Raw genomic sequence first — 13,039 nt, 5'->3', positions numbered from 1 at the left:
TTTTTAATTAAGGTATTTGTTGATTTTAAAATTATACTGAAAGCATAAGTTGCGCTTTTAGTGAGTTTGTTACATATTCTTATTCTTTTTATCCTGAAGCTCTAAGTTTATGATGGAATCCTTATAGCGTTGCTGTTGCTTCAGTTCCTTATCCTCATCTTCCTTTCTTGAGAAATCTATTTTGTCTTTCTGGAATTTTTCGTTTAACTGGACAATCAGATTATTTACCGCTCCATTCATTTCTTCCAAAGATTGCTGCACCTTTAACGAATCAATAGTAGCTTGGTGCGACGCCTGAAAAAGTAGGGCAGATCGGGTTTTGAGCACCATCAATCGGCTGTGGATAGGTTTGGTGTTTAGCGTATCGGGGACGTTGCTGAAAAGTGAATCTGCATATTCCTTTAAACGTTCGGAACGGTTGCGCAAGTCTTGGTAATTGCTGCCGTTTGCATTTTGCGCTTCGGCTAAAAAATCTTCCAAAACTCCCCAACGTACGGCCTGTTCTTTTGCTGGAGGCGAAAGTGTGGGAAAATTGTAGTTTTTGTCTCCAAAAATTATGGAGGCATCATTGGTTGGCGTTTGTTTTTGGTTTTCTTCGGAAGCATTTCCGCAGGAAAAAACAAAACCGACAAACATTAAAAGGGGAATAAAAAACTTCATAAAGAATAAAAGAGGCACAAAGATACTGGTTATTAACCAAATGGCACATAAAATTTTTAGGTGTTGAAAGCATTGATAATATGTATATTTACACTTCATTTTTTGAACCAGCAAACATATGAAAAAGCGAATTTTGATAATAGGCGCCTGCGGCCAAATAGGGACGGAATTAACGCTATACCTTCGTAATAAATTTGGAAACCATAAAGTAATAGCCAGTGACATTCGGGAGGGCGAAGAGGAGTTGATGAAGAGCGGCCCGTTTGAGATTTTGGACGCAATGGATTACAACGCTGTGGAAGAGGTGGTAATACGCCACGAGATAACAGACGTTTATTTAATGGCGGCGATGCTTTCCGCTACGGCGGAAAAATTTCCTATGAAAGGTTGGAACCTGAATATGAATTCACTTTTTCACGTATTGAATTTAGCCAAAGACAAGAAAATTGAAAAGATATTTTGGCCTTCCAGCATTGCTGTTTTTGGACCCTCCACTCCAAAAACGGACACGCCACAGCGCACGGTGATGGAGCCCACTACTGTGTACGGAATTAGCAAGCAAACGGGAGAACGCTGGTGCGAATATTATTACAATCGTTACGGAGTGGATGTTCGCAGCATTCGTTATCCAGGGCTTATCAGTTATAAAACCCTGCCTGGCGGCGGCACTACAGATTATGCGGTAGATATTTACCACAAAGCATTAAAGCACAAAAAGTATATCTGTTTCCTAAATGATGAAACAACTTTGCCCATGATGTTTATGGGTGATGCCATAAAAGCAACCGTTAATATTATGGAGACTGAAAAAGAAAAGATAAAAATTAGAAGCTCGTACAATCTCTCTGCCATGAGTTTTAATCCTGAGGAAATTACCGAAAGCATCCAAAAGCATATCCCCGAATTTAAAATAAGTTATGATCCCGATTTTAGACAAGCTATTGCAGATAGTTGGCCACAAAGTATCGATGATAGCGAAGCACGGGAAGATTGGGGTTGGAAAAGCGAAATTTCCTTGGATGAAATGACCGAAATAATGCTCACCAATTTAAAGGATAGGTATTAGGATTATTTATCCTCGTCAAATATTACTTCCAAAATATTAGCGGTTCCACTTTTTCCTTCGTTTGAAATGTATAGGGTGCCATCTGAGGCGAAAGTAATTCCCTCAGGCTGGGGAAATGACTCCTCATACAACTTATGCAATTTTAGAAGTTTCCCGTTGCTGTCCATTATCAATACTTGCGGATTCTTTCCTTCCAAAATATAGAAATGCCCTGTTTTTGGGTGAATAGCAATGTCTGAAGGGAAAAAATTTGAAAAGAGGTCTATATCGTCATCTGCATCTTTTGATTTAAAAATTGGGGCATCCAAAGGAATTTTCAATACTGGCAAGGAATTGGATTTTTTGGTTTCGAGGTCAAAAGCATAAATTCCCTTATAATCTTTACTATTGGGATCAATGTCCTTTACCGCGAAAAGTAAGCGATTGTTGGACGTATCGGCCACTACCGATTCCATATTGTTTCTTCCAGAGAAGGGGAGTTGATATTCGGTTGTTTCAAAATTGTTACTGAGGTAATTTTCAACTTCAAAGAGAAGGCCGCTGCTTTCCATAACGTATGCAATGCTGTCTGCGGTGGTTATTGCTTCGTAGTCGCCAGATTTCCCAAAGGATATTTTTTTTTCAACAAGGTTCGTTTTTAAATTATATATAAAAATTATTCCTTCTTCGTCCTGCACGGCAGCAATTTTATCTTCGGAAATCCACCTTATACCAGAAATTTCATTTAATTCTATGGGCATATCCCACTTTCGTACAATAGTATAGCTTTCGTTTTCCAAACGGGGATTAAGCGCAGGATTTTCAAAAGCGTACCATAGAATTCCTACAAAAGCGAGAACCCCAACAATTATTATAAAAGCAAGTCTGTTTTCGTTCATGATTTTTCAGTATAAACACATAAATTAAATGAAATAATAATTGGTGTTCCTTAAAATTTTTATAAAAAATTGATTCGCTGTTTTGAGTTGGAGCAAACAAATAATGTTGTAGCCTCACCAAGAATCGAACTTGGATCTAAAGTTTAGGAAACTTCTATTCTATCCATTGAACTATGAGGCCATAGTGTAACACCCCAAATTTAACTATTTTAAGATGATTGCTGAAAGTAATTTAATCAATAGCAATTTAGTATTACTACTTTAGGCGATTGCGAAGCATGCATAGTACTCCAATTTCTTCTTTTGACAAATTTTCTGCTTTTTTAAGCAATTGGGTTATTTCCTTTTTGAAATACTTTAAAGTGCGGCCTTCGGTATAATCTTCAATTACGCGAGGGTCAATATAGCTGCTTCGCGCCACGGCGGGAGTGTTGCCCAAGGTTTCAGAGACCCTGTTTACGGCTTCTTTAATATTCTTGTCCAATAATTTTTGATCTTCCTCTTCAACTACCCCGAGCTCATCCAGGGCAATGGCCGCAATCATTGTACCTGCCCAGGTTCTAAAATCTTTTGCGGAAAATTCTTCGCCCATCACTTCGTGAATGTAGCAATTTAGATCATCGCTCTTCACATCTATAATATTGTTGTCCTCATCCAGATATTTGAAAATCTCATAGCCCGGCATATCATCTATTTCTTGGACAATCTTGGCAAGTTTTTTATCAACCACGTGCTTTTCCTGTTCTTGTCCAGATTTTCCATTGTAGGAAAATATGAGCTCATCGCCGTTTATAGTGAGATGCTTACTGCGCATGGTGGTTAAGCCGTAGGTTGCGTTTTCTTTGGAATAGGCCTCACTGCCCGGCCGAAAAAAGGCCGATTCTAAGAGACGGACCATAGTGGCCAGGACTTTTTCACGATTTAGCTTTCGTTTGCGCAAATGCTGGCCGGTAACACGCCGCATATGCTCCAATTGGTTGGCAAAATCTATAATCCGATCGAACTTTTTGGCATTTTGTCTCTCGGTGTATTTAGGGTGATAAATATATTGTTTGCGGTCCTTGTCATCTCGGCCTGTTACCAAAAGGTCGGCATTTTGGTCTTCACTTATTTCTACATTGGTCCAAGCCGGCGGGATGACGAGGGACTTTATCCAATTGCGAGTTTCTTTATCTCTGATGGTTTTGCCCTTTTCATCTTTATAGGTAAAGCCTCTACCGTGTTTTTTTCTTTTGTACATGACAATTTTTTGGTATTAAAATTAAGAGAAATCCATTTCAGTATTTAACTCTTTAGGAATCTATTAAGAAAGGATTTCCTGAGATATGAATCTAATAGCGTGGGAGTATCTATGGAGTATCCATAACTTATAGTCGCCTTAGGGTCGGCATACAATCGGCATAGAGTCGGCATAGAGTCGGCATACGGTCGGCATAGAAAGGTTGGGTTGGATTAAGAAAAGGAATTGCCAACACCAGTGCAGTGGCGCTAATATACGCAACTACGGCTGCCAAAGTCAAGGGAAAACCATAATTTACTATGTTTTTTTTTTGATATGCATCTCGAATGCCAATAGGGGGTGAAGAATTGTGGCCGATATATAACCGGAAGAGTTTTTCTGAAAGCAATATGTATATACAATATTCCATATAAAAAACGAAAAAAGCCCAACATAACAGCTGGGCTTTTTGCTCCTCTTGGGTTTTTTTCGATGCGCTCCTAGGGTTGCTTACTTGGGACAAACTTATCGCCCAATACACTTAACCTAAAACAAAAAAACCAGCCTAATTAAAGACTGGCTTGTTTTGCTCCTCCTCTTGGGCTCGAACCAAGGACCCTCTGATTAACAGTCAGATGCTCTAACCAACTGAGCTAAGGAGGAATTTCGCTTTAGCGGTTGCAAATATACCTATTTTTTAATTCCGTCAAAATAAAAAATGAAACTTTATCAAATTTGTGGCAGATTTGTGGAGAACAATATTTTGGTTCAAAAATCTATAAACCTTCTATTTCTTTGAGGAGCAATTTGTTTGCAGCAGTTTCGCTGTTTTCTAAAACTGTCTTTGCTTCCTCTATTTTATTTCCCTTTAAAAGGGCAAGGGCCAAGTAGAATCTTATTTCTTCAGAAAAAACACTCTTGGATTCTTTTTTGGCCAATTGCAGATATTTTTCGGCTTGGCGCGCGTTGCCATTTGCCAAATTTGCAACCCCGAGAAAATATACCACCGTATCGTTGTCGGGATGGGCGGCGTAAAGAGATTCCCAACGGTGAATGGCTTCAGCATATTCCTTGCGTTTGTAGTTTACCATTCCATGGTAAAAGTCGTAATCTGAGGAAGTCCCCATAGTTGTGGGCAATCCGGGATCGGGTTTAAAATTGGAAGAAAATACTTTTTCGGGAGAGTTGCTATTGTTTAAAATTGCCCAAGTGCTTACGCCAATCAATATTACAAGCGAGGCGGCAAGTGCAAGCCACTCACGCGATAGCCATTTTTTCTGGGGGTCCTCTTTTATTTCGGCGTGATAAGCATCCAGCGTATTTTGGAGGTTCTGTTCCTCAATACCTTGCATCACGGCTCGCTGTTCTTCCACCATAAGACGAAAAGCGGCGGAGCTATCCATGCGGCTATTGAACTCGGCAAGCTCATCTGTGTCCAGTTTGCCCAGCAAGTATGCGTCTATCAGCTCTTGGTTTGCTTGAGTGTTCTCTATTTGGTTATTTGAGTCCATTGGGGATTGTTTGGGTCATTTTTTTTAATTGTTCCTGACAGCGATATTTTGCGTTGCGGGCTGAAGCCTCATCCATTTCCAATATTTGGGCTATTTCTTTGTACGGTTTCCGTTCAAAATAAAACAGCCTTAGCAAGGTCTGGCAACGTTCGCTTAGATTGCCTATGCAATCCATGATTATTTTCACTTTTTTGTTGTTTGATTCTTCAATGTCTATTTCCGGCTCTTCAAATTCTATATCACGATTTATAAAGGTTGTGTTCTTATATTTCACGCTGCGCACCTGGTCCAGCCATTTGTATTTCGCAATTTGAAACAGATAGCCGTTAATGGCGGTCTCGCTCTCTGCGGAAAACCGGTCGTTTTTAATATTTCGCCACATGGCTACGAACGCCTCCTGGTACACATCCTTGGCCTGCTGCTCGTTCCCGCTGTTTTTAAGTACGTAGCGCTTCACCTTTGCAAAGTTGGTTATGTATAAATCCTTTAAGGTGGCAGCATCATTTTGTTTGATGAGTGCTACCGTTCGGTTAAATGGCAAATCGTCTAATTTTTGGATATTTTGCTTCTGCATGGGTTGTAAAACAATACAGAAAGATACAATTTATCTGCAATCGTTTTGTGATTTTTGAACAACTTAGGGTAAATAGCTCTTTTTTTTCGTTTAAATGAACACTTCCTTCTACCTAATATCGTGCAAAAAGTCCAAAAATTGCCTTTGCCATTTTCGAATACATCGGAAGGGACACCGAAATGTCATCGCAAAAGTCCAAAAAAATACTTCGGTTAAATTGCCGAAGTATTTTTAAAAAAGTTTTATAATAGTAGGTTATTATTCAAACAACCAACGGTAAATATCGTTTCCGTTGGCAAAGAGTACCAAGGCTATCAAAATGAAGAACCCAACCATTTGGGCATACTCCATAAATTTGTCGTTTGGTTTACGCCCAGTAACCATTTCATATAAAAGGAACATTACGTGCCCCCCGTCCAAGGCCGGAATGGGCAGAATATTCATAAAAGCAAGTATAATGGATATTAAAGCCGTGGTCGCCCAAAAGCTTTGCCAGTCCCAAGCATCGGGGAACAGGTTGCCAATGGCACCAAAGCCTCCTACTTGCGTGGCTCCCTTGGCGGTAAATACGTACTTAAATTGTTTTACGTAATCTTTTAAGGTATTGTAGCCGAAACTGATTCCGCCCACAACGCTTTCACCCAATGAATACTTGATTTCGGTTTTACCCACTTGGGAAACAATATCCCTGCCAAATGAATTAACCCCAATAATCCCTTTTTCATTGGGGGTTACACGCAAGGTGTCTATTTGGTTTTCCCGGGAGACAACGATGGTGTTTTCTTTATCTTTTAAAGTAAGATTTTGAAATTCATCATAATACTGAACGGATGTTCCATTTACAGCAATAATTTTATCATCTTTTTGCAAACCGGCCTTGCCAGCGGGATGATCTGCAAGAACGGTATCTATAATTGCCGAACGACGCGGTGTAAATGGAAAATGTGTGTCATTCTGAAACATTTTTGTGCCTGCATCCTCGGGAACCGAAATGGTTTCAACAGTGCCATCGCTGTGTTTCACTTCCACTTTTGAAACATCGCGCAGAAATATATATCTGTTAATGTCCATTACATCCTCTAGCGGTTCGCCATTAACACTTAGCACGTGGTCGCCGTCGCGGAAACCGTATTCCTTAAATTGCTCGGTAACCGCAAAACCCTGTGGGATATCTTCATTGGTAGTAATATTTCTTCCGTAGAAATAGAGAATTCCCATATAAATTACAAACCCCACGATAATATTTACCGTTACACCCCCAAGCATGATAATCAATCGTTGCCAGGCCGGTTTGCTTCGGAATTCCCACGGTTGCGGCGGCTGTGCCATCTGCTCCTTGTCCATGCTTTCGTCTATCATTCCAGAAATCTTCACATAGCCGCCCAATGGCAACCAGCCGATTCCATAAACGGTTTCGCCGATTTTCTTTTTAAAGAGTGAAAATTTTACATCAAAGAAAAGATAGAATTTCTCTACACGGGTCTTAAAAAGTTTTGCGGGAATAAAGTGTCCCAATTCGTGCAGCACGATCAATAATGATAAACTTAAAAGAAGTTGTATAGCTTTAACAGCAAATGGACTCATAGTTTTTTAAATAAATATTTTATAAAAAGCTCAATTTTAAAATCACTCATTACCAAAATCAAGCCTAAATTTTTTTGCTTGCCAGTGACAGGTTCAGCAAAAAATCGCACAAAAGTAACCTTTTAGAACGTGCAAAAAAAATAAGCGGGTAGGTTCCCGCTTATTTATTATTTTTTTAAAAGAACGTTTGTATGGAAAAACGTTTTATTCCTTTACGATTCTTTTGTTGAGAACGCCTTCCGAAGTTTCAACTTGAAATATTAAAATTCCTTTTGAGAATTTCGAAATATCAACCGTTTCTGAATATTTTTCAGAATATAACAATTGCCCCAAAGTATTGTAAATATTGATGTTTTGAACATTTATAGAAGCTGGTTTTTCAAAATTGACTATTCCCGAAGTTGGATTTGGATAAATATCAAATTGTTGGTCCAGTGTAAAATCTTCGGTTCCCAAAACCACATTGTTGCTGCGGGAAATTAAATGATAGTCGGGATCAAACTGAATATTTTGTACCGTAAAGCCCACGGCTGGCTGAAATGCTTGGTTGTTTGTAGTGTTGTCCAGTACAATATCCAAGGTTTCTCCCTGCGTTCCGTTTATCCGCAATGGAACGGGAGCCTCAAAAAATGAAACCGATGGATGACTCTGAGTTTGGGAAATCTCCACATTTATATTCGACTGCCCGCCAGCTTGATTCCATCTAATAGTATATCGCGGATAGCCTTCGCCGTATATCCAATCATTAAAAAATTCCGAAAGATCCTCACCTCCCGCAGCGGCTTCCATATTTCTGATGAGGTCTGGGGTTTTTGCGTATCCGTAAGATAAAGCCGGATCTGCCAAATAATCCTTCAAACCTTGAAAGAATATGGCATCGCCCAGTTTTTTGCGAAGCATGTGCAGTACCATAGAGCCTTTGTTATAGCTTAACCTGCTGCTGAAAATTCGATTGACCGAAGTTGTGTCTTGCGCTGGCACATAGACTGAGCCATCCGGGGAGTCAGTAATGGAGCCAATCTTATCCTGTCTCCACGTTCTAAAATCTGATTCGCCATCAAAATCCTCAATTACAAGTCCCGAAAGATAGGTAGCAAAACCTTCATTTAGCCAAATATCCTGCCAACTGCCGCAGGTAACCTTATCGCCGAACCATTGGTGACCAAGTTCGTGTGCAATCAACCCACGACTAAAGCTGCCCATAAACGAAACCGTTGTGTGCTCCATGCCGCCACCCCAGCCAAACTGTGCGTGGCCGTACTTTTCGTTGGCGTAGGGATAGGGTTCAAAAAGATCCGCAAATAAATTCATAATATCCACTGTTATTGGAGTACGCGATTGTGCGTATGAAATATCTTCTGGATAAATATAATTTACTATTTCAAAAGGATTTCCGTTGTTGGCAACCGTATGTGAATATACCGTGTAATTGGTTACGGCTATGGCAATTAAATAAGCGGGAATAGGGTATTGGTGTCTATAATGGGTGGTTTTATTGCTTCCGTTTATGGTTTGGCTTATTTCCAGCCCATTTGCTACGGCTATATATTCTTCATTTGAAGGATTAAAACGGGGAGTAGTAATATATACATCTATCATATCAATCTTATCGTTCAAATCCTGTTTGCACGGCCACCAAGCCTTTGCGCCAAAAGGCTCCGAAAGCGTCCACATTACGGGGTCGCCATTGTGGGTGTCTGTTTCAAAGGAACCAAAACCTGAACTTACGGGGTTGCCGGAATAACTTACCGACAGCGAATCCAGAACGCCCTGTGCCTGCATTTGTGGGAGGGTAATTACAACCTCATCATCGTTGTTTTGGGTAAAACTAAGTGGCGTACCGCGTTGCATAACTTGTGATACGATCATATTGTCCACAAGTTCAAAAGTCACGGTATTTAAATTTTCCTTTGCCACAAAATGCGAAGTGACGGTTCCTGTAATAAATGCCTGGGCAGGATTCACGGTAAATTCCAACCGGTGGTATTTTAGGTCATAATTTCCCGTGTTCAGGTTTACGGGTTTGCCAAACCAACCTGTTGCGGCTTTTGCTTCGGCCTCGCTAATATCTTCTTGAAAATTCTGTGAAAAAGAAAAAAAAGAGATTAAAATTAAAAGAGGGAGTATTAGTGTTTTCATTGTAGAAAATCATTTTGATTACAATTCGGTTAAAAAAGAATATCATTCTAAAATTCGGATGTTAAATGTATTCATTTTGAAAGTTTTGCAACTTATTTTTGCAGCCAATTATATGCCTTCAGTCTAAAATTTAACGCAATGCTTACTTTCTTCAAAAAATATAAATTCTTAGCAGTTGTTTTATTGGTGCTTTCCATCATTATCATTTCTGTAATATATCAAATATTGAAGCCGAAAGAAGTGCTAAAAATCTATCAGCCGGCAGATGTTTCAACAGAACTTGTGGACAGCACGCTTCAATACGTGAAGAAATATCATACTATTGCAGATTTTAGCCTTACCAACCAAAACGGCAAAATGATTACCCAAAAAGATTACAGCGATAAAATTTACGTGGCAGATTTTTTCTTCACTACTTGCCAGACCATTTGCCCTATCATGACAGACCATATGGTGAAAATTCAAGAAGAATTGAAAAACGATAATGAGGTCTTGCTTCTTTCACATACCGTAACCCCAGAGATAGACAGTGTTGCACAACTTAAAAAATACGCAATGGAAAAAGGTGTGGATGATGCCAAATGGAATTTAGTAACTGGCGATAAAAAGGAAATCTACGATCTCGCAAGAAAATCGTATCTCGCGGCAAAGGATGTTCCCTATTCCGAAAACGCTCTGGTACATACCGAAAATTTTGTACTTGTGGACAAAAAGAAGCGAATCCGTGGTTTTTACGACGGTACAGATCCCGAGGCCATTGAAAAATTATTGGCAGATATCCAAATTTTGAAACAGGAAGATTAATTTCTTGCAGGTTGAAAAACGGCAGTGCCTAAAAAATCTCAAAAGGTCTTTTCCCACGTCCTTTTTTTCCTTTACTTTTGCCTTGTTTAAAATCAATCTAAATAAAAAGATGGTTATTACTATTGCTTCACTTAAAAAAGGGCAACGCGGCATTATCAAGGAATTTTCAATAGATGTTGTTCCCTTAAAGCTATTGGAGATGGGCTGTTTGCCCGGTAATGAGGTCTCTTTGGTACAAATGGCTCCTTTCAATGATCCGCTATATTTGAACATCAACGGAAGCCATCTTGCCATTCGTAAGGAAACGGCCAGCAAGATTGAAATTGAATTGATATAAATAATAATGGCAAAGCACATAAACGTTGCACTTATTGGAAACCCAAATACCGGAAAAACCTCTGTGTTTAATCGGCTCACGGGGCTGAACCAAAAAGTGGGGAACTATCCCGGAATTACTGTTGAAAAAAAACAGGGTACCTGCAAATTTGGCCGAGCCTGTAAAGTCCACATTCTCGATTTACCGGGAACCTATAGCCTTAACGCTTCATCACTAGACGAAAATGTGGTAATAGAACTGCTACTTAACAAAAACGATAAAGACTTTCCAGATGTTGCGGTAGTAGTTGCCGACGTAGAAAACCTTAAGAGAAATCTACTACTTTTCACACAAATAAAAGATTTGGGCATCCCTGCCATTCTTGCCATAAATATGTCTGACCGTATGAAACGGAAAGCCATAACATTAGATATACCCTTGCTTGAAGAAAAGTTGCAAACCAAAATTGCACTTATCAGCTCACGCAAAAATCTTGGTTTTGATTATTTAAAGGAATTGATAGAAAACTACAATCAGCTTTCCACAAAACCCTGCTTGAACGCTTCGAGGATTTCTCCAGAATATTTTGATCGTCTGCGAAAAGCATTTCCCAATCAGGATCTTTATAAATTATGGTTGGTAATAACCCAAGACGTCAATTTTGGTAAATTGGACCGAAATGAATTAAAGGGGGTAGCTTCCTTTCAAACCGAGTCGGTGAGCAATCTGAAAAGACTTCAGCAAAAGGAAACGGTAGCGAGGTATCAGTTTATAAATGAGACCTTAAAGCAGACCCTTCATATAGATACTGCAAACGCAAAGGATTTAAGAAGCCGCTTGGATCGTATCTTGACCCACAAGGTTTGGGGATATGTTATTTTCTTCGGAATTCTACTCCTTATTTTTCAAGCTATTTTTGATTGGAGTGCGTACCCCATGGATTTTATAGACAGCACCTTTGCATCTTTAAGCGAATGGACCAAAAACACATTACCGGCAGGGGATTTTACAAATTTGATAGCTGAAGGAATTATTCCGGGACTTGGCGGAATCGTTATTTTTATTCCGCAGATTGCGTTTCTTTTTCTCTTCATTTCAATTTTGGAAGAAACAGGCTATATGAGCCGTGTGGTCTTTTTAATGGATCGCGTCATGCGCCGTTTTGGGCTCAGCGGAAAAAGTGTGGTGCCGCTTGTTGCGGGAACTGCCTGCGCTATTCCAGCAATTATGGCTACCCGTAATATTGAAAATTGGAAGGAACGATTGATAACCATTTTGGTTACACCTTTCACAACCTGTTCAGCGCGTCTGCCCGTTTATTTAATAATCATTGCTTTGGTAATTCCCGATACACGTGTTTTGGGAATTTTCAGCCTGCAAGGGCTTACCCTAATGTTTATGTATATTTTAGGATTTGGAGCGGCTATATTTTCTGCCTATTTGCTCGACAAAATTTTGAAAATACGGAGCAAAAGTTTTTTTGTAGTTGAAATGCCCAATTATAAACTTCCCTTGCCTAAAAACGTAATTATTACCGTAGTTGAAAAAACCAAAGCCTTTGTTTTTGGAGCAGGAAAAATAATTCTTGCTATTTCGATAATTCTATGGGTAATGGCGTCTTATGGTCCGGGAAATTTTAACGACGCTGAAGAAATTATCACTAACGAATACGCTTCTCAAAATCTTTCAGAAGAAGAAATTGAGATGCATATAGATTCCTATAAACTGGAACATTCCTATATAGGAAGAATAGGCCACGCTATTGAACCTGCCGTTAGGCCATTAGGGTACGATTGGAAAATAGGAATTGCCATTGTAAGTTCTTTTGCCGCACGGGAAGTTTTTGTGGGTACCCTTGCAACCATTTACAGTGTAGGAAGTGAGGAAGAAGAGACAATTAAAAATAGAATGGCTGCGGAAATAAACCCAGTTTTGGGCGGTCCACTCTTCAATTTTGCAAGTGGAGTTTCGTTACTGCTGTTCTATGCTTTTGCAATGCAGTGTATGAGCACCTTGGCAATTGTAAAAAAAGAAACTAACAGTTGGAAATGGCCTATGTGGCAGCTGTTCGTTATGAGTGCCATTGCCTATGTGGTAGCATTGGCAGCCTATCAATTTTTGAAATAGAATAAATTATTTTGTTATGCAAACATTACTCGTCTTGGCAGCCTTTATTGTAGCAGTGTGCTTTCTTGTAACGCGCTTTGTTTGGAGTCCATTTGAAACCGCAAATAAAAAGAATAAACCGGGAGACCATTCTGACTGTGGCAAATGCAGTTTTCGTTAAC

The 13,039-nt window shown here is 39.5% G+C and carries 11 protein-coding genes and 2 tRNA genes; 4 read left to right on the top strand and 9 right to left on the bottom strand.

Annotated elements, in window-relative coordinates; translation table 11 throughout:
* Window positions 1-69 precede the first annotated feature (69 nt).
* The gene (locus tag LS48_RS04045) at window positions 70-636 is read right to left on the bottom strand and encodes a hypothetical protein (protein WP_131807690.1); all 567 of its coding nucleotides are present in this window, start codon (window positions 634-636) and stop codon (window positions 70-72) included.
* A gap of 142 nt (window positions 637-778) precedes the next feature.
* Between LS48_RS04045 and LS48_RS04040 the strand changes: the two genes are divergently transcribed.
* Window positions 779-1,726 (top strand): NAD-dependent epimerase/dehydratase family protein, encoded by a 948-nt coding sequence (locus tag LS48_RS04040; protein WP_062620195.1) that lies wholly within the window; start codon window positions 779-781, stop codon window positions 1,724-1,726.
* A 2-nt stretch (window positions 1,727-1,728) separates the two neighbouring features.
* Here the strand turns inward: LS48_RS04040 and LS48_RS04035 are convergent, their stop codons facing one another.
* The 8 genes from LS48_RS04035 to LS48_RS03995 all read right to left on the bottom strand — a co-directional run bounded on the left by LS48_RS04035 (window position 1,729) and on the right by LS48_RS03995 (window position 9,631).
* Window positions 1,729-2,604 carry an SdiA-regulated domain-containing protein gene (locus LS48_RS04035; RefSeq protein WP_062620193.1) on the bottom strand — a complete coding sequence of 292 codons (876 nt, stop codon included), beginning with the start codon at window positions 2,602-2,604 and terminating at the stop codon, window positions 1,729-1,731.
* A gap of 109 nt (window positions 2,605-2,713) precedes the next feature.
* A tRNA-Arg gene (locus LS48_RS04030) sits at window positions 2,714-2,785 on the bottom strand.
* A 75-nt stretch (window positions 2,786-2,860) separates the two neighbouring features.
* A complete protein-coding gene (locus LS48_RS04025) occupies window positions 2,861-3,844 on the bottom strand; it encodes a DNA topoisomerase IB (protein WP_062620191.1) in 984 nt (327 codons plus the stop codon).
* Window positions 3,845-4,412: 568 nt separating this feature from the next.
* Window positions 4,413-4,486: transfer RNA gene (locus LS48_RS04015), tRNA-Asn, on the bottom strand.
* A 113-nt stretch (window positions 4,487-4,599) separates the two neighbouring features.
* The gene (locus LS48_RS04010; RefSeq protein ID WP_062620186.1) at window positions 4,600-5,334 is read right to left on the bottom strand and encodes a tetratricopeptide repeat protein; all 735 of its coding nucleotides are present in this window, start codon (window positions 5,332-5,334) and stop codon (window positions 4,600-4,602) included.
* A complete protein-coding gene (locus tag LS48_RS04005; RefSeq protein ID WP_062620183.1) occupies window positions 5,321-5,908 on the bottom strand; it encodes an RNA polymerase sigma factor in 588 nt (195 codons plus the stop codon). The genes LS48_RS04010 and LS48_RS04005 overlap by 14 nt, the downstream gene beginning before the upstream one ends.
* 258 nt (window positions 5,909-6,166) lie before the next feature.
* Window positions 6,167-7,492, bottom strand: a complete 1,326-nt coding sequence (rseP, locus tag LS48_RS04000; protein WP_062620181.1) for an RIP metalloprotease RseP — start codon at window positions 7,490-7,492, stop codon at window positions 6,167-6,169.
* Between the two features lie 204 nt (window positions 7,493-7,696).
* The gene (locus tag LS48_RS03995; protein ID WP_062620179.1) at window positions 7,697-9,631 is read right to left on the bottom strand and encodes a M1 family metallopeptidase; all 1,935 of its coding nucleotides are present in this window, start codon (window positions 9,629-9,631) and stop codon (window positions 7,697-7,699) included.
* Window positions 9,632-9,769: 138 nt separating this feature from the next.
* On the opposite strand from LS48_RS03995, the gene LS48_RS03990 reads away from it, so the two are divergent.
* The 3 genes from LS48_RS03990 to feoB all read left to right on the top strand — a co-directional run bounded on the left by LS48_RS03990 (window position 9,770) and on the right by feoB (window position 12,878).
* Window positions 9,770-10,435: an SCO family protein gene (locus LS48_RS03990; protein ID WP_062620177.1), complete on the top strand. Its 666-nt coding sequence runs from the start codon at window positions 9,770-9,772 to the stop codon at window positions 10,433-10,435.
* 109 nt (window positions 10,436-10,544) lie between these two features.
* Entirely contained in the window at window positions 10,545-10,772 is a 228-nt protein-coding gene (locus tag LS48_RS03985; protein ID WP_062620684.1) for a FeoA family protein, read from the top strand.
* 6 nt (window positions 10,773-10,778) lie between these two features.
* Window positions 10,779-12,878, top strand: a complete 2,100-nt coding sequence (gene feoB / locus LS48_RS03980) for a ferrous iron transport protein B (RefSeq protein WP_062620174.1) — start codon at window positions 10,779-10,781, stop codon at window positions 12,876-12,878.
* Window positions 12,879-13,039 lie beyond the last annotated feature (161 nt).

It is taken from the genome of Aequorivita aquimaris, assembly GCF_001573155.1.
In the GTDB taxonomy this organism is placed as follows: domain Bacteria; phylum Bacteroidota; class Bacteroidia; order Flavobacteriales; family Flavobacteriaceae; genus Aequorivita; species Aequorivita aquimaris.
This window is presented reverse-complemented; position numbering and strand designations above follow the sequence as displayed.